General features: G+C 48.9%; 20 protein-coding genes and 1 tRNA gene. 15 read left to right on the top strand and 6 right to left on the bottom strand.

Going from position 1 to position 25016, the window contains the following annotated elements:
- The first annotated feature begins 245 nt into the window (after positions 1-245).
- From U9P07_05790 to U9P07_05760, 7 genes are all read left to right on the top strand, one after another.
- Positions 246-1436 (top strand): thiolase family protein, encoded by a 1191-nt coding sequence (locus U9P07_05790; protein MEA2108913.1) that lies wholly within the window; start codon positions 246-248, stop codon positions 1434-1436.
- Between the two features lie 40 nt (positions 1437-1476).
- On the top strand, positions 1477-3225 hold the full coding sequence (gene iorA / locus U9P07_05785) for an indolepyruvate ferredoxin oxidoreductase subunit alpha (protein MEA2108912.1): 1749 nt from the start codon (positions 1477-1479) through the stop codon (positions 3223-3225).
- Positions 3226-3406: 181 nt separating this feature from the next.
- The gene (locus tag U9P07_05780; protein MEA2108911.1) at positions 3407-3988 is read left to right on the top strand and encodes an indolepyruvate oxidoreductase subunit beta; all 582 of its coding nucleotides are present in this window, start codon (positions 3407-3409) and stop codon (positions 3986-3988) included.
- 53 nt (positions 3989-4041) lie between these two features.
- Complete coding sequence (locus tag U9P07_05775; protein ID MEA2108910.1) at positions 4042-6240, top strand: ATP-binding protein; 2199 nt, start codon at positions 4042-4044, stop codon at positions 6238-6240.
- A complete protein-coding gene (locus U9P07_05770; protein ID MEA2108909.1) occupies positions 6212-7630 on the top strand; it encodes a sigma-54 dependent transcriptional regulator in 1419 nt (472 codons plus the stop codon). Before U9P07_05775 ends, U9P07_05770 begins: the two co-directional genes overlap by 29 nt.
- Positions 7631-7691: 61 nt before the next feature.
- A tRNA-Pro gene (locus tag U9P07_05765) sits at positions 7692-7769 on the top strand.
- Between the two features lie 135 nt (positions 7770-7904).
- Positions 7905-9284 carry an FAD-binding oxidoreductase gene (locus U9P07_05760; GenBank protein MEA2108908.1) on the top strand — a complete coding sequence of 460 codons (1380 nt, stop codon included), beginning with the start codon at positions 7905-7907 and terminating at the stop codon, positions 9282-9284.
- A gap of 32 nt (positions 9285-9316) precedes the next feature.
- Here the strand turns inward: U9P07_05760 and U9P07_05755 are convergent, their stop codons facing one another.
- The gene (locus U9P07_05755) at positions 9317-10231 is read right to left on the bottom strand and encodes a hypothetical protein (protein ID MEA2108907.1); all 915 of its coding nucleotides are present in this window, start codon (positions 10229-10231) and stop codon (positions 9317-9319) included.
- A 153-nt stretch (positions 10232-10384) separates the two neighbouring features.
- Between U9P07_05755 and U9P07_05750 the strand changes: the two genes are divergently transcribed.
- A complete protein-coding gene (locus U9P07_05750; protein MEA2108906.1) occupies positions 10385-11083 on the top strand; it encodes an arginine N-succinyltransferase in 699 nt (232 codons plus the stop codon).
- Positions 11084-11604: 521 nt separating this feature from the next.
- On the opposite strand, the gene U9P07_05745 is transcribed toward U9P07_05750, so the two are convergent.
- Both U9P07_05745 and U9P07_05740 read right to left on the bottom strand, forming a co-directional pair.
- The gene (locus U9P07_05745) at positions 11605-11943 is read right to left on the bottom strand and encodes a type II toxin-antitoxin system HicB family antitoxin (protein ID MEA2108905.1); all 339 of its coding nucleotides are present in this window, start codon (positions 11941-11943) and stop codon (positions 11605-11607) included.
- Positions 11940-12200 carry a type II toxin-antitoxin system HicA family toxin gene (locus U9P07_05740; GenBank protein MEA2108904.1) on the bottom strand — a complete coding sequence of 87 codons (261 nt, stop codon included), beginning with the start codon at positions 12198-12200 and terminating at the stop codon, positions 11940-11942. The genes U9P07_05745 and U9P07_05740 overlap by 4 nt, the downstream gene beginning before the upstream one ends.
- Before the next feature lie 708 nt (positions 12201-12908).
- Here U9P07_05740 and U9P07_05735 point away from each other — a divergent pair.
- From U9P07_05735 to U9P07_05705, 7 genes are all read left to right on the top strand, one after another.
- On the top strand, positions 12909-13778 hold the full coding sequence (locus U9P07_05735; protein MEA2108903.1) for an electron transfer flavoprotein subunit beta/FixA family protein: 870 nt from the start codon (positions 12909-12911) through the stop codon (positions 13776-13778).
- 10 nt (positions 13779-13788) lie between these two features.
- Positions 13789-14802: an electron transfer flavoprotein subunit alpha/FixB family protein gene (locus U9P07_05730; GenBank protein ID MEA2108902.1), complete on the top strand. Its 1014-nt coding sequence runs from the start codon at positions 13789-13791 to the stop codon at positions 14800-14802.
- Positions 14803-14812: 10 nt separating this feature from the next.
- On the top strand, positions 14813-16546 hold the full coding sequence (locus U9P07_05725; protein MEA2108901.1) for an acyl-CoA dehydrogenase family protein: 1734 nt from the start codon (positions 14813-14815) through the stop codon (positions 16544-16546).
- Between the two features lie 138 nt (positions 16547-16684).
- Complete coding sequence (locus tag U9P07_05720) at positions 16685-17215, top strand: phospholipase D-like domain-containing protein (protein ID MEA2108900.1); 531 nt, start codon at positions 16685-16687, stop codon at positions 17213-17215.
- Positions 17191-18957, top strand: coding sequence for a penicillin-binding protein activator (locus U9P07_05715; GenBank protein ID MEA2108899.1), 1767 nt, complete (start codon positions 17191-17193; stop codon positions 18955-18957). Before U9P07_05720 ends, U9P07_05715 begins: the two co-directional genes overlap by 25 nt.
- Before the next feature lie 465 nt (positions 18958-19422).
- Positions 19423-20700, top strand: coding sequence for a double-cubane-cluster-containing anaerobic reductase (locus U9P07_05710; GenBank protein ID MEA2108898.1), 1278 nt, complete (start codon positions 19423-19425; stop codon positions 20698-20700).
- A 34-nt stretch (positions 20701-20734) separates the two neighbouring features.
- Entirely contained in the window at positions 20735-21490 is a 756-nt protein-coding gene (locus tag U9P07_05705; protein MEA2108897.1) for an acyl-CoA dehydratase activase, read from the top strand.
- Positions 21491-21509: 19 nt separating this feature from the next.
- Here U9P07_05705 and U9P07_05700 read toward each other — a convergent pair whose 3' ends face one another.
- Genes U9P07_05700 through U9P07_05690 form a run of 3 tightly spaced genes read right to left on the bottom strand, consistent with a single transcriptional unit; the run spans position 21510 to position 25000 of the window.
- Positions 21510-23291: a Na(+)/H(+) antiporter subunit D gene (locus U9P07_05700; GenBank protein ID MEA2108896.1), complete on the bottom strand. Its 1782-nt coding sequence runs from the start codon at positions 23289-23291 to the stop codon at positions 21510-21512.
- Positions 23284-23505 carry a hypothetical protein gene (locus tag U9P07_05695; GenBank protein ID MEA2108895.1) on the bottom strand — a complete coding sequence of 74 codons (222 nt, stop codon included), beginning with the start codon at positions 23503-23505 and terminating at the stop codon, positions 23284-23286. Before U9P07_05695 ends, U9P07_05700 begins: the two co-directional genes overlap by 8 nt.
- A 1-nt stretch (position 23506) precedes the next feature.
- Positions 23507-25000: a monovalent cation/H+ antiporter subunit D family protein gene (locus tag U9P07_05690; GenBank protein ID MEA2108894.1), complete on the bottom strand. Its 1494-nt coding sequence runs from the start codon at positions 24998-25000 to the stop codon at positions 23507-23509.
- Positions 25001-25016 lie beyond the last annotated feature (16 nt).

Below are 25016 nucleotides of genomic sequence, written 5' to 3'. Positions count from 1 at the left end.
GCTAATCGCTAATCGCTTAACTTAGGTATATATATTGCTTTCTACTAAGGATTCGGTGTTATCCAACTTGAATGATAATCAGTTTGCGTAGTGTTCTCCAGGTTTGAGAAAATCAGAAAATTTCTCCAGATATTATATCGTAGTGTCCGGTTAGGTTCTTGCAACTTTAACCGGATAGTACGGAGTTTTACCATGTAAGTTATTGTTTCTGATAATTTTTAACCATTTACAGAAAAGGAATGATTATGTTTACCAAGGCTTTTATTCCGTACGGCGGCTATTTCTCATCACCATTTTCCCGGTGGCAGGGAACCCTGGCCAATGAAAATGCTATTGTTCTGGCTGCGGCAACAACCAAGAGGTGGCTGGCGGAGAAAAAAATTGATCCGGGGATCTTTGAATATCTTTTCTTTGGGTTTACCATCCCCCAGCATCATGGGTTTTATGCCAGTCCCTGGGCGGCGGCGATGATGGGGGCTGAGCGGATCCCCGGCTGTATTATCAGCCAGGCATGTTCAACTTCCACCACCTGTATTTATCAGGCGGCCATGGGAATCGAACAGGGCGAGTACCAGAAAGCTTTTACCTTGATGGCTGACCGTTGTTCAAACGGCCCCCACTTGGTCTGGCCCAATCCGAAAGGACCGGGGGCACAGCTGGAAGCGGAAAACTGGCTGATGGACAATTTTGGTTCTGATCCCTGGGCAAAAAATGCCATGATTGAAACGGCTGAAAATGTCGCCCATGAAGCTGGCATAACCAGGGAGGAATGTGACGAACTGGCTTTACGGCGTTATGAACAGTATGCGGAAGCTCTGGCCGATAATCGTGCTTTCCAGCAGCGGTACATGTTTCCGCTTGAAGTCAGACTCAGTAGAAAGAAAAGCATCATGTTTTCCGAGGATGAAGGAATTATGCCCAGTACGGCCGAGGGACTGGCTGGCCTGAAACCGGTATTGCCTGATGGAGTGCACACCTTTGGCGCCCAAACCCATCCGGCTGATGGAAACTGTGGTTTGATTGTTACCGATCAACAGACGGCCAGCGAACTAAGCACGGATAAGGACGTTCAGGTGCAGGTGCTTTCATACGGGTTTTCCCGGGAGAAAAAAGGGTATATGGCGGCTGCGGTGGTCCCGGCAGCTGAACGGGCATTAGCAAAGGCTGAGATTAACATTCAGGAGGTTAAAGCCATTAAGACCCATAATCCATTTGCGGTCAATGATCTCTACATGGCTAAACAAATGGGCATTGATGCACTTCAATTTAACAACTATGGCAGTTCACTGGTTTTTGGTCATCCCCAGGGACCCACTGCCGGTCGCTGTATTATCGAGCTGATCGAAGAATTGAAACTGAAAGGCGGGGGCTATGGCCTGTTTGCCGGTTGCGCTGCCGGTGATACGGCTGCGGCGCTGGTATTTAAAGTTGATTAATGTTATAATTAACCAAAAAAAATAGGATGTGAGGTAAAAAATGCCGGAACGAGCGATTTTATCAGGTAATGAAGCCATTGCCCGGGGGGCTTATGAGGCGGGTGTAGTGCTGGCCTCTGCATATCCGGGGACCCCATCGACGGAAATTCTTGAAAATGTTTCAAAATATAAAGATATCTACAGTGAATGGTCTCCTAATGAAAAGGTGGCGATGGAAGTGGGGGTCGGTAGTTCGATAGCCGGGGCTCGTACCCTGGTGGCCATGAAGCATGTTGGGGTAAATGTGGCGGCAGATGCCCTGTTTACCTTTTCCTACACCGGTGTCGGTGGTGGTTTGGTACTGGTTAGCGCGGATGATCCGGCGATGCACAGTTCCCAGAATGAACAGGACAACCGGAATTATGGGAAGTTTGCCAAAATTCCGGTGGTTGAACCCAGTGACAGTCAGGAAGCCAAGGAGTTTGTCGGCCTGGCCCTTGAGATCAGTGAAGAGTTTGATACCCCGGTACTTTTTCGTACCACAACCAGGGTTTCTCATTCCAAGAGCCTGGTGAGCTTTGCGGAACGCCGGGTGGCGGAAAAAAAACCGGAACTGGTAAAGGATATGCCTAAATATACCATGTTGCCGGCTTTTGGCCGCCGCAAACATCCCCTGGTTGAGGAGCGGATTGAGAAGTTAAAAGCTTATGCCGAGAGTTCACCTTTAAACCGGATAGAGATGGCGGATACTAAAATCGGCGTGGTGACCAACGGCATTACTTATCAGTATGTTAAAGATGCCTTGCCGGAGGCTTCAGTGCTTAAACTGGGCATGACCTATCCTCTGCCCACCAAGCTGATCAAGGATTTTGCCGCCCAGGTGGATCAGCTGTATGTGATTGAAGAGTTGGATCCATTTTTTGAGGAACAGATCCGGCTGATGGGCGTTGATGTGGCCCACGGTAAGGATTTGTTTTCCCTTTGTGGTGAATTCAGCCCCCAGTTGATCCGGGAAAAAGTTGTCGAATCATCGCTGACACTCCAGGATGTCGCTGAAGGTCTGCCTGCCCGGCCTCCGGCATTTTGTCCGGGTTGTTCTCATAGGGGGATTTTCACGATTCTAAAAAAACTTAAGGTTTTTGTTTCCGGTGACATTGGCTGTTATACTCTGGGGGCACTGCCGCCTATCCAGGCACTGCATTCCTGTGTCTGCATGGGGGCCAGTATCGGCATGGCTCATGGGATGTCCCATGTGATTGAGACGGGTGATGATCTGACCCAGAAAACCGTAGCGGTTATTGGTGATTCAACCTTTTTTCATTCCGGTATGACCGGATTATTGAATTCTGTTTATAATAAAGGTATTTCGGTGGTAATGATTCTTGATAATCGGACCACCGGGATGACCGGCGGCCAGGAAAATCCCGGGACCGGTAAAACCCTTTCCGGTGAGGATGCAATTTCTGCTGATATTCCGGCTATGGCCAGGGCGTTCGGGATTCAGGAAGTGGTTGCCGTGGATCCTTACAACCTGGAAGAAGTTGAGGATACTCTGCGGGCTGAATTGGCAAATCCCCAACTTTCAGTCATTGTGGTTGAGGCTCCCTGCGTTCTACGCTACCGGATCAGTAAACCGGTACTTAAGGTTGATCCGGAAAAATGTACCGGCTGTAAACGTTGTCTCCAGGTAAGCTGCAATGCTCTCAGCCTGATTGAAGAGGATGATAACTCTTATGTAGAGATTGATCCTAATCTTTGTGTCGGTTGTACGGTTTGTGCTCAGGTTTGTAAATTTGACGCCATTTCCTAAGTAGCGTTCATCCGGAAATATCTATTTCCTGATGAACGCTATCAGCGATCAGCAGTCAGCTTTCAGTAAAATATCGAAAAAATAACTGGTTAAGCTGAGGGCTGAAGGCTGATAGCTAACAGCCCATCCGAAAACATTAGTTTTCAGATGGAAACTAAGTAAAGATGGAGGATGTGATTAGATGAAAAACATAAATATTTTACTTGCGGGAGTTGGTGGACAGGGAGTTCTGTTGGCCAGCCAGATTTTAACCAGAGTGGCCATGGCCGCCGGCCTGGATGTCAAACAAAGTGAAGTGCATGGGATGTCCCAGCGGGGAGGGAGTGTCACCAGTCATGTGCGGTTTGGTGATAAAATTTATTCTCCCACCGTTGATGATGGTACTGCTGACTTTCTCCTGGGGTTCGAACGTCTGGAAACTTTGCGAAATGCCCATTGTGTTGCGCCCGATGGAAAAATACTCTATAATACCATGCGAATTAACCCAAGTACGGTTGCTTCCGGGGAGGCGAGCTATCCAGAGGGCATTGAAGCCAACATAAAAAAATATGCTGCTGATGTCATCGCGGTTGATGGTTTGGGTCTGGCCGAACGGGTTGGAAATGTCAGGGCCGCGAATACGGTATTAGTGGGAGCAATTTCTTCTTTTCTGCCTTTTCCTGAAACATTATGGGAGGCGCAACTGCAGGAGATTCTGCCGGCAAAACTGGTGGAGCTTAATCTCAGAGCCTTAGAGCTTGGCAGACAGGCGGTAGCTGGTTGATAAGCGGTCTGATATCCAGTTGATTTTTCTTTTTTAATCAGGGGGGCATTGCTATGCCCCCTCTTATTTTATCAGGACAGATGACCAAACTTTCTCAATTACCGGAATCATCCATCTATCAGACTAAAGAAGTTCTGGCGTCACTCTACCAGATCAGTCGTCTCAGTTCGGTCAGTGACGGGCGGGATGATTTGATCCGGACGGTGCTTGAAACGATCATTAATGGTCTGCAATATGATCGGGTTGCTCTGTATCTGTTGAAAATGGGGACTTCAATTCTTGAGGGAGTAATTAATGTCGGCTGTCAGGTCAGCGTCAAGGGAGTCAAGTATGATCTTTATGCCGACGATTGCGTCGAAACCAGAGTAGTGAAAACTGCTGAAATTATAACGATTAAGTCCGGATGTGATCATTCTTTCTATACTCCGATTGATCGTAAGCGCAATGAGGTCTTAAAAAGAACCAGTTGCGTCTTGCTGCCGATTATCACCAAGCAGGGGGTCATCGGGACCCTGTTGGCAGACCGAAGCCATCGGCAGGGGATTATTAACCGTGATGATATTGAGATACTGGAGATTTTCTGTAACCAGATAGGGATTGTGGTGGAAAATCTGCGGTTACTGGAAAGCAATCGGCAAAAAATTAATGAACTGACCATGTTACAGAAAATTTCTCGGTCCATGAGTGAGTTGCGGGATTTGGATTCCCTTTGTCGGTTAATTGTTAAAGAGGCAAACCGCTTGGGAAAAAGTCAGGGTTGTTGGTTGCAACTGAATACTGATGGTGTTAATTTAACTACCGTGGCTGTCGATGGGTGCCATAAAAGTGAAGTTGATGAATTGGACGATGAAAGTCAGACGGAGGAAGTGAGAAACGGTAATCATACTGCATACCGATTGCTGTCCATGCCGGCTGAACGTGGCGGTCATCAGGTAGGTGTTCTGGCTGTGCCGTTGGTGGGAGGCAGCGAAGTTCGGGGTATTGTTAAATTACTATATCAAGGGAATACCGGTTTGGCCGGGATCAATGTTGATGTGATTGATGTTTTTGCCGCCCAGGTCAGCAAAGCTATTGAAAATATCACCTTTTATCAACATTTACAGAAAGAACGAGATTTTCGTGAGAGTATACTGCGCAGCACGCCAAACGGGATTATCACCATTGATGCCGATTTGTTGATTACTTCCTGTAATCAGCAGGCCAGGAGGTTGTTCAGCATTCATGGTGAGCTGCTCCATAGTCCGGTATGTGATATTATTGACAGTTTTTCTTTTCGCCAGGGATTAATTGAGGTGGTTAATGGACAACGGTCAATGGCACAGCTGGAAGTTGTTCGTAATAAATCACAGGGTGGAGAGCAGAATCTGCTAATTTCCATTAATTCCCTGCATCATGACTGGTCCAGAGAGCGTGAAATCCTGATAATGATTCAGGATCAGACGGGAAGGAAAAAGATGGACCGGGAGGTTGAAAGGATGAAACGTCTGGCATCCATCGGCCAGCTGGCTGCCGGCATCGCCCATGAGATACGAAATCCACTCACCGGGATGAATATTTCCCTGGATATTATCAAGGAAGATGTTGGTGAAAACCAGCAAACTGTTTCCCTGGTTGATGGTGTGTCCCGGGAACTTGACCGCCTGGAAACGATAGTATCCTCCCTGCTGGAATTTTCCCGCACCGGGACTCTGGACATGGGAACCATACAGCTTGAATCCCTGCTACAACAGTGGTTTCCCCTTTTTCGGGAACAATGCAAGCGGAGCCAGGTGATGACTACCCTGGAGGTGGAATATGATTTACCGCCAGTAAGGGGGGATGGGGAAAAGCTTCGCCAGGTGTTGATAAACCTGTCATTAAATGCTCTGGAAGCAATCTCCGGTCCGGGGACCATTAACATGAAAGTGGGGGTTAAGAGCGCAAATCAGATTTCGTCAGTAAACTCGGGACTGTCCCCAGCTTCACCGGGGGCTGTCCCAGATGTTTATGTTGAAATTGCGGTGATCGATAGTGGCGCGGGCATGAATGAAGAGATTAAAGAGCGCGTCTTTGATCCATTTTATACCACCAGAAATCAGGGTACCGGATTAGGACTTTCCATAGTTCATAATATTATTAAAGAACATGATGGCTGGATCGATGTAGAAAGTGAACCGGGTAAAGGGAGCCGCTTTGCGGTTTTTATCCCGGTTGCTGAAACCGAAAATCATGGCCGGAGTCAGGATGATGTTAAATCGAATACTTATTATTGATGATGAAAAATTAATCAGGGAATCCTTGTCTCATTTATTAACCGGAGCTGGGTATCAGGTAGATCTGGCTGCCGATGGGGATCAGGCGAAACAACTTTTTACCCAGCACACGTATGATCTGGCTCTGATTGATCTGCGTTTGCCGGATTGCAGTGGGATTGAATTGCTGAAAATCTTTAAGACGGCGGTCCCTGATCAGGGGCCTATGTGCATCATGATGACAGCCTATGGTTCAGTGGATTCAGCGGTGCAGGCGATGAAGCATGGGGCCTATGATTATATCAATAAGCCATTTAAATCCAAGGAAATCCTGTTGATTGTCAAGCTGGCCCTGGAGGCCGGGGGCTTGAAGCGGGAAGTTCGGCAGATTATCAAAACCCAGGCGAAAAAATACAATATCAACAATATGATCGCCGTTGATCCACTGATGATAAAAACCTTCGAAGTGGTGAAAAAAGTAGCCGCTAACCGTGACGTTTCGGTTTTGATTCAAGGAGAAAGCGGTACCGGTAAAGAATTGATTGCCAAATCTCTGCACTATTTAAGTGCGAGAGCTGCCAAGCCTTTTGTCAGTATCAACTGTGCCTCAATTCCCGGTAATCTGCTGGAAAGTGAACTGTTTGGTTATGAACGGGGAGCCTTTACGGATGCCAAAAGCCGTAAACAAGGTTTACTGGAAAAGGCTGAGGGTGGTACAGTCTTTCTGGATGAAATCGGCGATATGGAACCCTCGCTGCAGGCCAAACTGCTTCGGGTTCTGGAGGAAAACCGTTTCCGCCGTCTTGGCAGCGTATCGGATATCAATATTGATGTGCGCTTTGTTTCCGCTACCAATCAGATGCTGGAAAAGTTGATTGAAAAGGGAATTTTTCGCGAGGATCTTTATTACCGGCTCAAAGTTATTAATATCACTATTCCGCCGCTGCGGGAAAGGAAACAGGATATTGAAGTTTTGCTCAAATACTTTATTGACCATTTTAACAGCAAACTGAACCGACAGGTAAAGGGTGTGAGTCCGGGAGCTCTTTCCCTTTTGCAGCAGTACCGGTGGCCGGGGAATATCCGGGAGCTGAAAAATACCATTGAGCGGATCATGATTCTTGAAGATGACGAAATTATTACCGAAGAACATCTGCCCCTGGAAGTTATTTCCTCCAGTCGGGAAAAAGGCAAGTACGGGGTGTTTTTGCCCCGTGAGTATGATATTCGCCAGGGTGTTGATTTTAACGGTCTGGTTAAATCTTTTTCCAGTTATTTAATTGAAGAGGCAATGAAGATAGCCGGAGGCAATAAGGCTAAAACTGCCCGCCTGCTATCCATGGACCGAGGGACTTTGCGCTATCAGATCAAGAAACTGGGGATCGAAGAAGAGGGGTCGGACGAGGAATAATCCTTGCGCCGGTTAACCTTGTTATGCTATAGGCGATAGTCTTAATTTTACTGAATTATGTCGGGGCGTAGCGCAGCCCGGTTAGCGCACCTGCCTTGGGAGCAGGGGGTCGGAGGTTCAAATCCTCTCGCCCCGACCAGTAATTATTAAAGGGGGGGGGTTAGCCTTAGTTGGTTAATCCCTTCTCGCTTTTTGGGCGGGAGTGCAAGGCTGGCTTTTTCCAAGGTTTCGGCAGCTTTTAAAATTTAACAAACAAATGAAGTGGAGAAATAGCATGAACGAATTGAGCGCAAGCCAAAAAAGCACCCTGATCAGCATGGTCAGTGAAGATCGTTTTTCCACCGGCTCCTCAGATAAAAATCTACACTTGCATGATATTTCCTACCATTGTGGTCAGTTGCCGGCCGGAATTATCTGGCCTTCGAGTACTGAGGAGGTAGCTGACATTCTTCAATGGAGCTATGGGCAGAAAATTCCGGTCACCCCCTGGGGTGCTGGAACCAGTACGGAAGGCAACCCGGTTCCCACCCGCGGTGGCTTGGTGATCGATTGCACCCGCATGGATCGCATCCTGGCAATTCGCCCCCAGGATATGCAGGTTGATGTCCAGCCGGGAGTCTTTCGCAAAACGTTGAACCGACAAGTTGGTAAACATGGTTTGTTTTTCCCTCCAGATCCCGGTGCTGACGCTACTATTGGCGGCATGATTGCCAACAACGCCTCCGGTATCCAAACGGTCAAGTACGGTGCTACCAAGGATTACGTGATGAGACTTACCATAGTTCTTCCCCAGGGAAAGATTATCCATACCGGCTGTCTGGCACCAAAATCTTCATCCGGATATGATTTGACCCGTCTGTTTGTCGGTTCTGAAGGAACTTTGGGGATCGTCACCGAGGCAAATCTCCGTCTCACCGGCCTCCCCGCCCACCACCTGGCGGCAACCATCACTTTTCCCAATCTGGAAAGTGCCACCCGAGTAGTTACCGCAATGATAAGCTCGGGCCTGGAACCGGCTGCCCTGGAGCTTTTGACCCCTAATCTTATTAGCTTGATGAATCATGAGAAAGCCTTGGGACTGCCTGAACAACCATCACTTTTTTGTGAATTTCATGGAATCAGCGAAGCAACCCTCAAAGAAACCGAGCAGTTAACCACTGAACTTTGCCAAGACTATGATGCCGAAGTTTTTCGCTTCGGGATGGAAGAAACACACCGAAATAATCTCTGGCGGGCTCGTCATGAAGCCTGGGAAACTATTCATCGCGCCCATCCGGGAAAGGAAACTTTGATCGTGGATGCCGCAGTTCCCATTTCCAGATATTCGGACATGGTTGTTTTTGCCCAAGCCCAGGTGGATGATAATCTGGCGGTTGGTTATGTTTTCGGTCATGCCGGCGACGGCAATCTGCACGTTGTGCTGGTGGGGGATCCCGAAAAAGCGGGGGAATGGGAATCACTTGAGGCAATCAACCACCAGATTGTCGCCCGGGCAGTGGAGGTTGGGGGGACTTGTACCGGGGAGCATGGAGTGGGCATTGGTAAGCGCCAATTTATGCATCAGGAACACGGTGAAAGCCTGGAGCTGATGCGGCAGATAAAAAACCTTATTGATCCTCTGGGTTTGATGAATCCGGGAAAGATTTTTATCTGAACCCCGGCCAATAACATTTCATTCATCAGCTTTTAGCCAATGCTGATTTTTCCCGCCTCATAATCTTGGTGCCAGTTTTCAGCTACCGGTATCTTCCGGTAGAGTTTCCGGCGCTGGGCCTCAAGCAGAAGCCGTGATTTGTTCATGAAATCCGCGGCGCAATAAACCTTTTTAGCTGAAATTCGGCTCATATTGTTCAGCCAAATGATACCCGGTTCGGAACGTAGCAGGTGATGATCAACAATCAGAATTTCCACATTTCGGGCCAGACGGAGCCCATTTTCCCAGGCTGATTTTCGTTCTGATCCGGTCAGTGAGCCAAGATAGAGAGGCGGTCCGTCGACAAAAACGATGTCTGGTTGCCATTGAATGATTTGGTCTATGGTTTCCTTGCTCAGTAGCTGGATGTCGCTGGCATGGACGAATACTTGCTTTCCCGTATCGATCCTGGTCATCATGACTGTACCGAACCTTTCCCCTGGCAAACCGTGGGGAACCGGACCGGAGAAAGTTAAAGGGCCATCCTGGCATCCTTCGGCGATCTTCATGTTGCTTCCCAATAATACTTCCAGGTCCAGGGCACGGTGCTGCATTTTTGAAGAAAGACCTTCTGTTGATTTGGCCCAGACACGCAATCCTTCTAAACTATCAGCCAGCCGCTCAAATGAAAGCTGGTAGGGATTTGCCTGCAGCAGGGGAACATGATCACCATGGAAGTGGCTGAAGACGATATCTGTAGCCCCTTTCATTGCTTTTATGATCTCCTGTCTGACTTTTATCCCGGTTTTCACCTGGCGAGGGTGGGGAAGCAATCCATGCCGCCGGTATCCAAGGGCAATGCCCGGATCAATGAGAATCCGCCGTTCTCCGGCAGTTACCAGGCAACACATTCCGCGAACTCCCAGAGATTCAGTTCCGATTATCTCAATGCCCTTAGTTTTTATCATCGGTTACCCCCCCCTTCGGTAGAGATTAGGTGGATCTTTTAAAGAAAACGCTCGAATATGTCGATCAACGGCACCAAGGTGATCATTTGACAATCCGACAATTTAATTATAGGATAATTTATCCTTAAATTCCATTTATCCGGAGAAAATTTCATGACCCGGCAAGAAAGCAAAAAAGGTTTCTCAGGCCTGCAGGTTTTCGGTATTGCCGTCCTGGTGATGATTGTTGCTGTTGCCGGAACAATCTTTGCGGCCAGGGCCTGGTTCTTTCCCCGTCCGTTTAAACCGGTGGTTTTGAGTCAGCAGGAAGAAAAACGGCTGGAGCGCAAGCTGGAACAATTTGAACGCCCGGGTTATAAGCCACTGCCGGTGCCAAAAGCCTCAAACTCAAAGCCGCAAAAGAATGATTGGCTGTCTGATGGCAGATTGAAACCTGAAGCCTACAGTGAGAAGGGGGCTTCAAGGGAGATTAACTTGAGTGAACGTGAACTCAATGGTCTTCTGGCAAAAAATACTGATCTGGCTCGGAAAGTGGCTATTGATCTGTCAGAAGATCTGGTCAGTGCCAGACTCCTGCTGCCGGTTGATCCGGATTTTCCGTTGTTTGGCGGTAAAACGTTGCGGGTTCGGGCAGGATTGGAACTGGCGTACCGTGATCAGAGACCGATAGTGAAAATTCGGGGTGTCAGTATCATGGGTGTTCCCGTGCCTGCCGCTTGGCTTGGCGGCCTTAAAAATGTTGATCTGGTCAAAGAATTCGGTTCTGATCAGGGGTTTTGGCAAGCATTCTCTGATGGGGTGGAATCCATTACCATCAGGGAAGGAGAACTCCACATCGAACTCAAAGAATAATAGCCTGGTCTCGTTCCCGCGATCAGATCTTCATAATGTCCAGCACCTTCTGCTCCACTTCCTGCAGGTCAGCCTCGTTTGCAATTGCCTTTGTTAATGTCGGTATCGGCAGCAAAAACACCTTTTTCGGCTGTGTCAACAGTGTCTATAAAGTAATCTCAGTTTTTCTCCTTGCGATATTCCCTCTCGTTTATCCTGCAGAATCACCGCCGCCGGCAATATGAGATTTTGACTGCTGCGGTTTATCCGGAAAAAGGGTTTGGCTTCCACGGCATACCGCTGGATGAAACCCTGCAAAGATTGGGCTAAGGGCTCACACAAAAATAACTTAGCATTTTGAGGCACACTCTGAACATTTATAAAAGCGATCTTCAATCACGCAATCCTCAACGTAGCATTACTACGCCTGCGGTTGCATTCAATCAGATCACTTCCCTAAATGTCCATATCACACCTCATATCTCCTCATTTATTTTTGCGTGAACCCTAAGGAAGGTGAAAAAACAGCGTAGCTTTTGGTGTCAGCGTGTATGCGATTGTTGGGTGATATTCTTAAGAGTTTCATTCATCCATGCGTTAAGGCTTTTCCCTGTCATTCTTGCTTGTATGGCAATTGTTTTATGAAGTCCTGGATCTACACGAACTATGAACTTACCAGAATACGGTTTTTCAGGATCTTCTCCTCGTTCAGCACAGAATTCAAGATAATCTTCAACTGAATCATGAAAAGTTTTCCGCAACTCTTCAACCGTTTCACCCTCAAAAGTGATTACATCTCGCAAATTGATGATTTCTCCGTAAAAAGTATTAGCCTCGTCATCAAATTCAATCTTTGCAAAATATCCTTTATGTTCCATCATGGTTTCACCCCCGCTTCTTGCAAGAATCTACGGACTGACCTTATTGCACCCTTATTTGTTATTCGATTTGGATGCGGCCGATGAAATATAGCTCGAACCCCATTGAATGCAACCCTTACCCGTGAACCTTTACCCTCTGAAATGTCAGCCCCAAGAGCAGTGAATATAGATTCAATATCTATCCAAGAAATATCCGAACGTTCAGGTTTTTCGAATATGCGTTTTAAAGTTCGCCGCTGCTTTTTATTCACAAAAATATTATATCACTATTTGATACTATGTCAAGAAGGTATTTTTTTCACCCAACTAAGAGCGTTTTATCATTCGTCCCGCATATGACGGTGCCGGGATGTTGAATTTCCAGGTTACTGACCGTATCACAGCTATTATTTTTTACAAAGCGGGATGATTGATAAACTGTTGTTGAAATGAGCCGCGGGTTCATAGGAAGGACTTACTTTTTTGTGATTATGACTCTATGGGGTTTGTTTTCAATCTGTTGAAATATAAAAGAAAATAGTGAATTGGTAGCCTGTGCATAGCGGCGCAAAAAGTTGAATGTCAAAAATACTTGATTTTTTCTCATGAGTATTTGCTTGTTTCCGTGACATGGTGGGAAAAAGAGGACTTTTTTGGTTATTTGCTGATTTTTCAGTCGGGAAAAGACGCAGTTGTTCCGTGAGTAATGGAAAAATCAGGTTGATGACAACAGGTAATTGCGGTCAGCTGCTGTCAGGTAATAGTACTGCCTGGAAGACCATACGCCCCTGACCTGGTTTTTAAATAAGAGAACAAAATATGAGATTTTTTTGTCTATGTATCGCTATGGCTTCGTGCACAATATAACCGCTTGTATTTGTAGGTGATTTTTGCTATGCAGTTGTGCCTGATTTTGTCAGCCAGGCGGCAATATCAAGTTTTCAGTAAAAAAATATTGAACCTGATGATTTATGGAGGTGGACTTCATGGGTTTGAACATCATCGTTACGGTTAAACAGGTACCGGATACGCATAATGTATCGGGAGAGGCGATGAAAGAGGATGGTACGGTAAACCGTGCCGCCCTGCCCGCAATTTTTAATCCGGAGGATCTCAACGCCCTGGAAGAGGCTTTGAAAATCAAGGAGCAGGTCGGGGGGGTGGTCACCTGTATTTCCATGGGGCCGCCCAACGCCGCCGAGGTTTTGAAGGAATGTCTGTATCGGGGTGCCGATGATGTTATTCTGGTGTCCGATCGCCGCTTTGCCGGGGCCGACACTCTGGCAACCTCTTATGCCCTCAAATGCGCCATTGAAAAAGTTGGTGACTACGACCTGATTCTCTGTGGTCGTCAGGCCATTGACGGGGATACCGCTCAGGTGGGGCCGCAGATAGCGGAAAAACTTCATATCAACCAGCTTACCTGTCTCTCAGCGGTAACGGCGGTTGATGATAGTTCCATTACCGTCAGACGTTCGGTTGAAGATGGCTATGAAATTGTCAAGAGCAGTTTCCCAGTCTTGCTCACCGTAACCTCGGTTGCCAATGAACCGCGCTCAGCCAGCGCCAAAAAGGTGATGACCTATAAAAATATCGGTAAAGAGGTCTGCAATTCCTCCTACGATGAAGCGTATCTGTCACCCGGGGTTTGTGGGGTTGTCAGCCATATTAAGGAATGGAATGTGGAAGCCATCGGCGCGGATCCCGAGCGGTGTGGACTGTCCGGTTCCCCGACTAAAGTAAAAAAGATCCAAAGTGTGGTGCTGACGGCTTGTGAAAGTAAACAGGTCCCGAATACTGATGCGGGAATTGCCGATTTGATGCACGAACTTATTGAAGAGAATATCATCGGATAGGAGCGGGAAAATGGGCACTGGAAAAAATGTGATGGTTTTCATTGAAACCCGGCGTGGCAAGATTGCTGAAGTCAGCCTGGAGTTGATCAGTGCGGCCAATCGTCTGGCCGGAAAACTGGGTGGTTCAGTGGAAGCGGTTGCCATGGGATATCAACTCCATGATGAATTGAAAACTCTGGGGCAATACGGTTGTGGCCGGGTTTATTACACCGATGATGAACGGCTGGCTCATTTTACCTCTATTCCCTATGCTAAAACCGTGGTTCGGACCGTCCGGGAATATCAGCCCGGGGTAGTGCTTTTCGGGGCCACGACCATGGGCCGGGATGTGGCCCCGCGGGTGGCATCGACCCTGATGTGCGGCTTAACTGCTGATTGTACCGATCTTCAGATTGGTGAGCATGACCTCAAGGACGTGCATTATGCAAATACCCTGATGCAGATTCGGCCAGCTTTTGGCGGTAATATTGTCGCCACCATCGTTTCTCCCGAGAGCGTGCCCAGCATGGCAACCGTGCGGGAAGGGGTGATGAAGATGATTGAGCCGGATCCGGAAAAATTGGTGAAAATCATTGCTGAGCCCTGCCAGGTTGCCGATGATGATTTTTTGACCGAGATTCTGGAGGTGGTGATCGAGGAAAAACAGGTTAACCTGAAAGCGGCCCAGATCATTGTTTCCGCTGGTATGGGTGCCAGTGATCCAGATGGTTTGGTTCTGGTCAGGGAATTGGCCAGGAATCTGGGCGGGGAGTTGGGCTGTTCCCGGCCGGTGGTGGATTCCGGGGTATTGATTAAAGATCACCAGGTTGGCCAGACGGGAACCACGGTTCGCCCCAATCTTTATATTGCCTGTGGTATTTCAGGCCAGATTCAGCACCGGGCCGGCATGTCGGAAGCCAAGCGGATTATTGCCATCAACAAAGATCCCCAGGCGCCGATTTTTGCCATCGCCCACTATGGTATCGTCGGGGATGTCAAGGATGTGCTGGCAAAAATGATCAAAGCCTATAAAACCAAAGCATAGGAGTCCGATAATGGCAAATTTTTATCGTGATAATGCAGATATTCTCTTCCATATGAAAAGCATGGATTTGAGCCGGATCATTGATTTGAAAGAAGATGGGTTTGCCGAAAAGGATGCCTATCCCTACGCCCCGCGGGACGAGGGCGATACAAAGGATAATTACGATCGGGTGTTGGAGATTGTCGGTGAAATTGCCGGGGAGTTTGCCGCCCCCCGGGCCCGTGAAGTTGATGAACAGGGGGCGACCTTTGCCGATGGTGAAGTGACCTATCCCAAGGGAATTCAGGAGGCGGTGGCCAGGATTAATCAAGCTGATCTGGCCGGATTTACCATGCCGCGCAAATATGGCGGCATCAATATGCCGATGACTATCTTTTCCGCCGCCATTGAGATGGTTTCCCGGGCTGATGCCTCGTTGATGCTGGTTTTCGGCCTCCAGGGTTTGAGTGACACCATCTGCAAGTTTGGTTCTGAAGATCAGAAGGAAAGATTTCTCCCTCGTTTTGCCACCGGTGAGATTGTTGGTTCCATGGCTTTGACCGAACCGGATGCAGGTTCTGATCTGCAGTCGGTGATGCTCAGGGCTTTTCAGGATGAGAATGGGCAGTGGCGATTGAATGGGGTGAAACGTTTTATTACCAATGGCTGTGGAAATATTTCGCTGGTCATGGCCCGCTCTGAAGAGGGGACGACCAGCGGCCGGGGATTATCCCTGTTTATTTATGAGCGTGATGGCGGGATGAAGGTTCGGCGCATTGAACATAAGCTGGGGATTACCGGTTCACCGACCTGTGAGCTGCAGTTTACCAATGCCAAAGCGGAATTGCTGGGGAAACGGAAACTTGGCCTGATCAAGTATACCATCTACCTGATGAATGGTGCCCGTCTGGCGGTGGCGGCCCAGTCGGTGGGTATTGCCGAGGCCGCTTACCGGGAAGCCTATGCTTATGCCAATGACCGGGAACAGTTTAAAAAACCAGTTCGTAATTTTGGGGTTATCTCCGAGATGCTGACCGAAATGAAGATTTCCATTGAAGCGGCCCGCTGTCTGGTCTATGAAACCTCGCGCATTGTTGATATCAAGGAAGGCATCGAGGACCGGATCGAGAAGCATCCTGAACGGACTGCTGATCTGAAAGACGACCTGAAGCGCTATACGCGCTTTGCTTCCTTGTTTACCCCACTGGCCAAGAGTTCCAGCGCCGAGATGGCTAACAAGGTCTGTTATGATGCCATCCAGGTCCATGGCGGGGTTGGCTATACCAAAGAATTTGATGTGGAACGCCATTACCGTGATGCCCGGATAACCAATATTTATGAGGGAACAACCCAGTTGCAGGTGCTGGCCGCCATGGGTGGTGTGATTGGCGGGGTGCTTTCCGAGCGGCTCAATGAGTATGAGGAAGACAGTGATTTTTCAGTTATTTCCGAACTTTTTCAGCCGGTTCAGAAAATGCGGACCCAGCTGGAGATGGCTATTTCCCATATCAAGGATAAAGGGGATGCCGGTTATCAGGAATTTCATGCCACCCGACTGGTCAATATGACCACGGATGTTATTAACGGCTACCTGCTGTGTCGAAAGGCTCTTTTGTCGGAACGTAAAAAGACGGTGGCAAAATTGTATATTTCAAAGGCATTGTATCGGGTGAAGTCGAACCTGGACTACATTCTGGCTGATGATGATGGCTTTCTTCTGCTGCACAAAGCGGTTATAGATGCTGAAGAAGTGGTTGAATCCTGAAAAGATGTTATGGTAAAATCAATGATTTGAAGAGCTTTACCGGAAGCCGCCGTTAAGGTGGCTTCTTTTTTTCTAATTCTTGACAATGATCGGTAAAAATCATTATGATAACCGATAAATAATCGATAAAGGTGAGAAATGAGGAAGATTTGTTTAGTGGTTCTGGCTATTTTGTTTCTGGCTTTGACTCCGGTGCTGGCAAAACCTCCGGTAGTGGTGTATTTCAGCCCTAATGGCGGGGCTGAAAAGGCGCTGGTGCAGGCTCTGGATCAGGCACAAAAAAGCATTCAGGCAGCGGTTTATTATTTTACCAGCCGGACGGTGGCCAAGGCCATCCTCCGAGCCGGGAAACGGGGGGTCAAGATTTCCGTGATCCTGGACGGTAATGATGAAAATGAATATTCCAAAGGCTATTATTTATCTAAACGGGGTATTGCTGTCCGCTATGCCCGGGGATTGCGGCGTCAAAGAAAGAAAATCTCCTATGGTTTGATGCATGATAAGTTTGCGGTGATTGACGGGCATCTGGTGGTGACCGGTTCTTATAATTGGACGGTATCCGCCGAACGCTGGAATTATGAAAACCTTCTGGTGATTGATTCGGTTTCCCTGGCTTCACGTTATGAACAGGAGTTTAATAAAATATGGTCCAGAACTTTTATAAAGTAGCTCGCTACGTTTTCTTTCCGTTCCTGGCGATTTTCGCTGTTTTTTGTCTGTCGTCCTGTGCCGCCCCTCCGGTTCGTCAACCAACCATCACCCAGGCTGAACTTGGATGGGAGCGGCAGGCGAGACAGCTTGAATTTGAGGGGGATTATCTGGGGGCGTATGAACAGGTTCACGATTTCTATCTGGATTCATTGCGTCCGGACCTGCATCAGTGGCTGCTGCGCTTGCTTGACAAGATGTCTTTGGAATCATTGCAAAGTTTAAAGGATTGGGAAGAGAACAATGAGCTGCGCTGTCAGGTATTGGAAAAAAATTTTGTTGCGCTGGATGAAAATCAGTTACAGGCCGGTGACTATGTTCCTGTCTTAAAGGATATCCTCACCAATTGTTCCCTCTCAGAAGCCGCAAGATACCAATATGAACAGTTGCTGCAATCATATTTATCGGGGGCTGAACGACCGTCTTTTAGGGTTGGCTGTCTTTTGCCCCTGACTGGAGAATATGCGGATTATGGTAATAAAATTCTTCAGGGGATGGAACTGGCCTTGGAGGTTTTTCATGATAACCCATTGGAAAGTCATGATTCAGGAATAGAACTCCTGGTGCGTGATACCGGTGGAGACAGTAGCCGGGCCAGGGAACTGGTTAGCCAACTGGTTGATGATGAGGGTGCCAGTCTGCTGGTGGGCCCGGTGACCGGGCAGGCAGCTCTTTATGCCGCGGCTGAAGCAGAGAGTCGAGAAATCGATATTATAACCCTCACCCCGCGTTCGGGAATCGCGTCCCGTGGAGATTATGTGTTTCAGCATTTTCTGACCATGGAAAATCAAGCGAAACAGATTATGGAACTGGCGGTGGGGCGCCTGGGTATTACCTCGTTGGCGTTATTGTATCCTTCCACCTATTATGGCCGCCAGGCGGCAAAGTTATTCAGGGAAGGCGCGCGGCAGTGGGGCGCTGAACTGGTGCGGGTTGTCAGTTATGACCCGACCAGTAAGGACTATGGGCGCAGTATCAAAGAATTGATCGGGGTGGAAAAGTACGCTGAATACCAACGGCAGAAAAAAGCTTATGAATCCTGGGCGAAGGAACAGGAAGCTTTGGTGGAAGATCAGAAAAACGGGACATCAGATTCGGCTCTGACCCTGGCGAAAGAAATCGGTCTGGAGGCAGAAGAACTGTTTGAAAAATCCGGGGAGGACGAGGAGTTCATGCCCCGGCCGATTCTTGAGCTGGATTTTTCCGGGATTATTATTCCTGATTTTTACCAGCGAATCCGATTGCTGGTTCCTCAGCTGGCTTTTTACGATCTTATGGACAGCCGTTTTTTTGGTACCCGGGGCTGGAATTCACCAGAACTTGCCGAGGATGCGGGAGCGCAGGTGGATGGAGCTTTGTTTGTGGATGCTTTCTGCCATGAATGTGCTGAACCACAGCAATTGGCTGAATACCGGGATCAATATGAATCAATGTTTGTTGAAACAGCTTCGATTTATGATGCCTATGGCTACGATACCATGGTGCTGATTCACCAGGTTCTGACTGCATTGCAGCAGGATGATCGGGGAATTAATCCAGAGGCGATACGCGAAAAGTTGTTGGCCGTGCAGAACTTCCCGATGGTGACCGGTATCACCTCGGTTTTGCCGGATGGTGAAATGGAGAAAACATTATTCAATCTGTCTTTTCAGGGGAATAAAATTATTCAAGTTGATCCGGTTTGCAATCAGAACCGGGACTAAAGGCAGTCTTGAAAAACGATGATTCAGAGTACAAAGTAGCTTTATTCCTTTCCCTCCTGAACGCAATTCTGTCTATTTCCTGATTTCCCGCTGATCCTGATATTGTTTTCCCGTCAGCCTATCACATCCCTCTGATTGTTGCCGTGACCGGTGGGAGCTGTTTCCCAAAAAGCCGGTAATGATCGGTTATTGCTATGGATAGGAAGACTACCATTGGCATAAAAAATTAGACCTTGTGCTGTTTTCCCATTATATATTTTAGTGGCTTCGTGAAAGCTTCATCTTCTTTTCTATGCTGCGACCTTTGTCATTACAACGTACGCTGAAGTACGCCTCATGCCTCAGGTTTTGCCTGCCTCAAAGATGAATTTTTTATTGTGCCATTGGTTATGCGATGTCTGGAGCAAGATTGATTTTAGACTATGTTCGGTTGTAGTCTGCCGGATGGCAGGAAGGAGAATAAGGATGACCGTTGATTATCAGCCAATGTGGCAGGAGTTGGGGCTGGATTTGCAGGCCCATGATGATTTGTTGCAGGGGTTGGGGACGGCATATCAGGATATCTTTCTGAGCCAGAAAAACCGTCCCCGGGGTATGGCATATCTCGATTTTGTCATGAGAGAGGTCCATGGATTACGGATTAAAGAGTTGCTGGATGCCAAAAAAACAGGACGCAAGGTCATTGGCGCCTTTTGCGTATTTGTCCCCGAAGAGATTGTTCTGGCGGCTGATGCTATCCTGGTAGGTCTGTGTACCGGGGCGGATTTTGCCATGGAAGAGGTGGAAAAAATTCTCCCGCGCAATACCTGCTCACTGATCAAGTCAGCCTTTGGTTTCAAGCTGAGCAGGGTATGCCCATATCTTGAAGCTGCCGATATGGTTGTGGGTGAAAATACCTGCGACGGCAAAAAGAAGTCTTACGAACAGCTGCTGGAACTCATCCCCAACCTTTATGTCATGGATCTTCCCCAGCAGAAGACGGAAGACGGCAGGCATCTGTTGCGCCAGGAATATCGGCGTTTTCTGCAGGTTATGGAGGAGCTTTCAGGGGTTGAGATTACGGTTGATCGCCTCCGCCGGGGGATTGAACTGACAAATAATAAAAGGTGGGCCTTGCAGCGATTGACCCGTCTGCGGGCGGCAAATCCGGTTCCGATTTCCGGCCTGGATGTGCTGTTGATTAACCAGGTGGCCTTTTACGATGATCCTCAGCGTTTTACCGAATCAATCAACAAGCTCTGTGATGAGCTGGAAGAGCGAATTCAACAAAAGATAGGTGCATTCCCGGCCGATACCCCGAAAATTATGCTTTCCGGCTGTCCCATGGCCGTGCCCAACTGGAAGCTTCCCTCGCTCATTGAGCGTTCGGGGGCCGTGGTGGTAGGTGAGGAATCTTGTGTTGGCGAACGAGGCTGGCGTAACCTGACAGCGACTGCCGGGAATACGGTGGATGAACTGCTTAATGCTATCGTTGATCGCTATTTTCAGGTTGACTGTGCTGTTTTCACACCCAACCCCGATCGTGAACGGCATGTGGCCGAGATGTGCCGTGATTATCAAGCCGATGGGGTGATTCATTACAGCCTGCAGTTTTGTCAGCCCTATATTATTGAATCGATGCCCATGGAGCGGCGTTTGAATGACCAGGGGAGCAACTTCCTCCGTATCGAAACGGACTACAGCCAGGAAGATGTGGGACAGTTGCAGACCAGGATTGAAGCGTTTATTGAAATTATCAGTTGATGGCTGGTTTACAGCCTGATGGTCAGGAATGTGTATGCGTTGTGCCGGTATTGATTTGGGTTCCCGCACTATTGAAGTGGTGATTGTCGAAGATGGGCAGCTGGTTGCCAGCCGTCAGGCGGAGACCGGTTTTGAACCGGTAAAACAGGCGGAAAATCTGCTTGCGGGTGAACACTGTGACTATTTGCTGGCTACCGGCTATGGCCGACACCTTTTTGAGACGACCCATGGAGCTGACAGCCAGACGGTGACCGAAATTAAAGCCGTGGCTGCCGGTTGCCGGGCCCTGCTGCCCGATGTCGATGTTATTTTGGATATCGGCGGTCAGGATTCAAAAGTTATAGCTCTGAATCCAGAGGGTAGAGTGCGCAAATTTGAGATGAATGACCGTTGTGCTGCCGGCACCGGTAAATTTCTGGAATTGACGGCCATGTCTTTAGGATTTCCCCTGGATCGGTTCGGGCAGGAGGCGCTCAAGGCGAGAAAAGATATTCAGATTAACAGTATGTGTGCGGTTTTTGCCGAATCGGAAGTTACTTCCATGGTGGGTCGGGGTGAAAATCGTTTGGATATTGCCTTTGGTCTCCATCGTTCCATTGCCAACCGGGCTGTCAGCATGTTGAAAAGGTTTTCCCTTTCCGGGGCCACAATCGGTTTTGTCGGCGGGGTTGCCTGGAACCCCTGTGTTTGCAGGTTGCTGGAAGAACAGTTGAAAACCACGGTGCTGGTCCCGGAAAATCCGCAAATGGTCGGGGCCTATGGGGCGGCCCTGATAGCGTCCGAGCTATGATTGTTTTTTCCGGTAAGACTCATCCGGCGACCCGCATATATATCAGGGCATAGAGGAAGAGAAAAATCAGGGAGGCGCAGACCCCGATGCCGATCGGTACCCGGTAATCCTTTTCGTTATATGGCCGCTGGAGGAGTTCAGTCATTGACTTCTCCTGACCAATAATTGCATACCAGACAATTTCAAGCAGGGCGTAAGGGTGTTTGCTTAAACGTGCGGCGATTTGGATTTTATCGGCGAAGGCGAGCTGGACAAGGTTGCGAAAACGATTTAATGGGTAGCGGCAAAAGAGTAGTACTGTCCAGCCGAAGATTCGGTAAAACCAGTCGGTATCAAGGCTGATTGATTTCTTGCCGGCCATCAGTTTGTCAATATAGAGGCAGAATCCGGCCAGAGTCAGCAGCAGTAGTTGCAATGAGGCGACCACATGGCTTGGGGTGTAGGGGTGGAAATGGACTTCGTATGGTAAAAGTTTATAAAGGGTTTGGGGAAAAATCCCGGTGATCACACAGAGCAGGGCGCCTAAGCCCATACCGATTTGCATGTTGAGAGGCGGCTCTTTGACATTGGCAATTTCATCTTCACTGCCGTCCGCTTTTCCGAACCAGACCCCCCAGGGGAGTTTGAGGCCGACACTTAAAAATGTACCCACTGAAGCCAGATGTAACATCAGTTCAATGACCGGCCGATGACCGTAGCCGGCGGCGGCCACAATCATGGTTTTGCTGACAAAACCGTTAAAGAGAGGTACCGCTGAGATCGAGAAAGCCCCAACCATATAGAGCACCAGGGTAATCGGCATCTGGCGATAGAGATTACGGCCTTTAAGGTCGAGGATATTGCGGCGGCCGGTAACCTGAATAACCGCTCCCATTCCCATGAAGAGTACCGCTTTATAGATAATATGGCAGAAGGCGTGGGCTCCGGCCCCGTTGAGCGCCATCTCGCTGCCGAGTCCGACGGCGCAGACCATGTAACCGACCTGACTGACGATGTGGTAGGATAACAGGCGGCGGATATCCTTTTCAATGATTGCATAGATGACCCCGTAGACGGCCATGATCGCTCCGAGCCAAACCAGAAGTTCGGTTCCGGCGAAGGAGCGGGCCAGAACATAGACCGCGCTTTTGGTGGTAAAGGCGGTCATGAAGACGCTGCCGGTGATGGTTCCTTCAGGATAGGCATCAGGCAGCCAGGCGTGGAGTGGCGGCACCGCGGCGTTGATGAGGAAGCCGAAAAGGATGAATTTGGCCGCCAGCGTACTCAGGTCAAAAGGATTAAAGGCGATTGAGCCGGTACTTGAAACCTGCATGACAATCCCGCCTAAAAGGATGGCCCCGCCGAAGAGATGAACCATGGCGTAACGGAAACCGGCCATCAGTGAAGTCGGAGTTTTGTTGTACCAGATGAGAAAAACCGAGGCTGCCGCCATGATTTCCCAGAAGAAAAAGAGCGAAAAGAGATCGCCGGCAAAGACCACTCCTAAAGTGCTGCCGACATAGAGATAGGCGGCGACATGCTGGCCCATCTCCTTGATATGGATAGCGTAGATCATGCTGATAAAGGAGATGATGACGAAGATATAGGCAAAGAGCAGGCTTAAGCGGTCGACCCGGCCCAGGATCAGTTCATAGTCAAGAAACTGCACCTGCCAGTAGACGCCCTGCGGCATTTGCAAAAGAGTGGCCATGGCGATAACCGGGATCAGCAGGGCCACAGCCTGCTGCAAGCGACGTCCCCGGATCAGCGGAATCAGCAGGGCACCGATGATATAGATGAAGGCCGGTGGCAGGTTAATCATTGTTATAATAGTCCTTATCTTTAAGCAGCCAGTTATGTCCGAGCCATTTGGCAAAAACGATAAGCAGGATAGAGCCGAAAAAACCGAAGAAAATGTCGAATACAGGGATCTTCTGCCACCAGAAATGGGGGTGCGGATTGGGAAACAAAAACCCTAAGAGAAAGAGTGCAAGGATTGCTGCCAGCATGATGCGGCGCCGGATGGTTGTTTTCATCTCATCCTCCGAGAACGTTGGTCACGGCGAGTCGGACAATGTTGAAGAAGTTGAGAAAAGCGTTGGGCATGACCCCTAAAATAATGCAAAAAATTGCCGTCATGCATAAAGGGATCACCATGAGCATGGGTGCCTCATCAATTTTCGGCGCGACATCGGGTAGCGGTTTTTTGAAGTAGCCATTGTAGATTATCGGAAAGAAGAAGGCGACATCAAGCATAGCGCTGGTCAGGATGACAAAGAGAAAAATGATCTGGTGGGTCTCGACGGCTCCCAGACAGAGAAACCATTTACTGATAAAACCATTGACCGGCGGGAGTCCACAAAGCCCCATTGCGGCAATCGTAAAGGCGGCAAAGGTAAAGGGCATTTGCCGGCCGAGACCATCAAGCTGGCTGACATGATCCTTGTGGGTTTTGGCGTAGATCGCTCCGGCGCAGAAGAAGAGGGTGATCTTCATAAATGCGTGGTTGGCAAGATGGAGGATGCCGCCGGTCATCGAGTTTTTGCTCAACAGGCTGACGCCCAAGATTATCAGGGCCAGATTGTTGATGGTTGAAAAGGCCAGTCGTCGTTTGAGGTGATCCTGCCCTAAAGCCAGCAATCCGGCCGCGACTACAGTAAAAGCCACAACTCCGGCCAGAACGGTCCAGACCCCGAGTTGGTGCAGGAGTTCCGGGCCGAAGACAAAAAGGATTACCCGGACACAGCCAAAAACCCCGGCTTTGACCACGGCTACCGCGTGCAACAGGGCACTTACCGGGGTTGGGGCGACCATGGCTGACGGAAGCCACTCATGAAAGGGCATGATTCCGGCCTTGACTCCGAAGCCGGCAATGAACATGGCCAGGAGAAGGATTAATAAACCAGGTGAACCGTGGCCGGCGAGAAAACCGCCGCTGGTAAAATTGAGGGTGCCGGTTAAGGAATAGGTGATCCCGATTGCCAGTAGCAGGGTGCAGCCTGCGGTCAGGGTATAGACCAGATATTTGCGTCCCCCCATGATGGAGCTTTTATCTTCATGATGGATGACCAGGGGCCAGGTTGCGATGGTCAGAATTTCATAGAAGATCAGCAGGGTCAGGAGGTTGCCGGCAAAGGCTATGCCAATTGCCGAAGAGAGGCAGATGGCAAAGCTGAAAAAGTAGCGGCTCTGGCCGTGTTCGTTGAGGGTTCTGACATAGCCGATGGAATAGAAAGAGGTTGGAATCCATAAGGTGGCTGCGACCACGCCAAAAAGCAGGCCAAAGGCATCGACTCTAAACTGCAACGCTACCCCGGGCAGCAGGGTGATCAGGGTATACTCTATGGTTTTGCCCGCGAGAACGGGTTCAATCAGGGAGAAGACCAGACCGAATTTGATCAGCGCCGCCAGGATGGTCCAGCCTTCCCGGAGGTTGCGGGCCTTTTCGCCAGTCAAAAGGATCAGAAAAGCGGCAATCATCGAGACCAGTACAGCCCACAATGGTTTCGCCGAATAGATCACTTCACCCATGAATTACAAGTCCTTA

The sequence above is a fragment of the Pseudomonadota bacterium genome, from assembly GCA_034660915.1.
GTDB lineage: Bacteria > Desulfobacterota > Anaeroferrophillalia > Anaeroferrophillales > Anaeroferrophillaceae > DQWO01.
The sequence above is the reverse complement of the archived record's forward strand: the minus strand, read 5'-3'. Positions and strand labels throughout refer to the sequence as shown.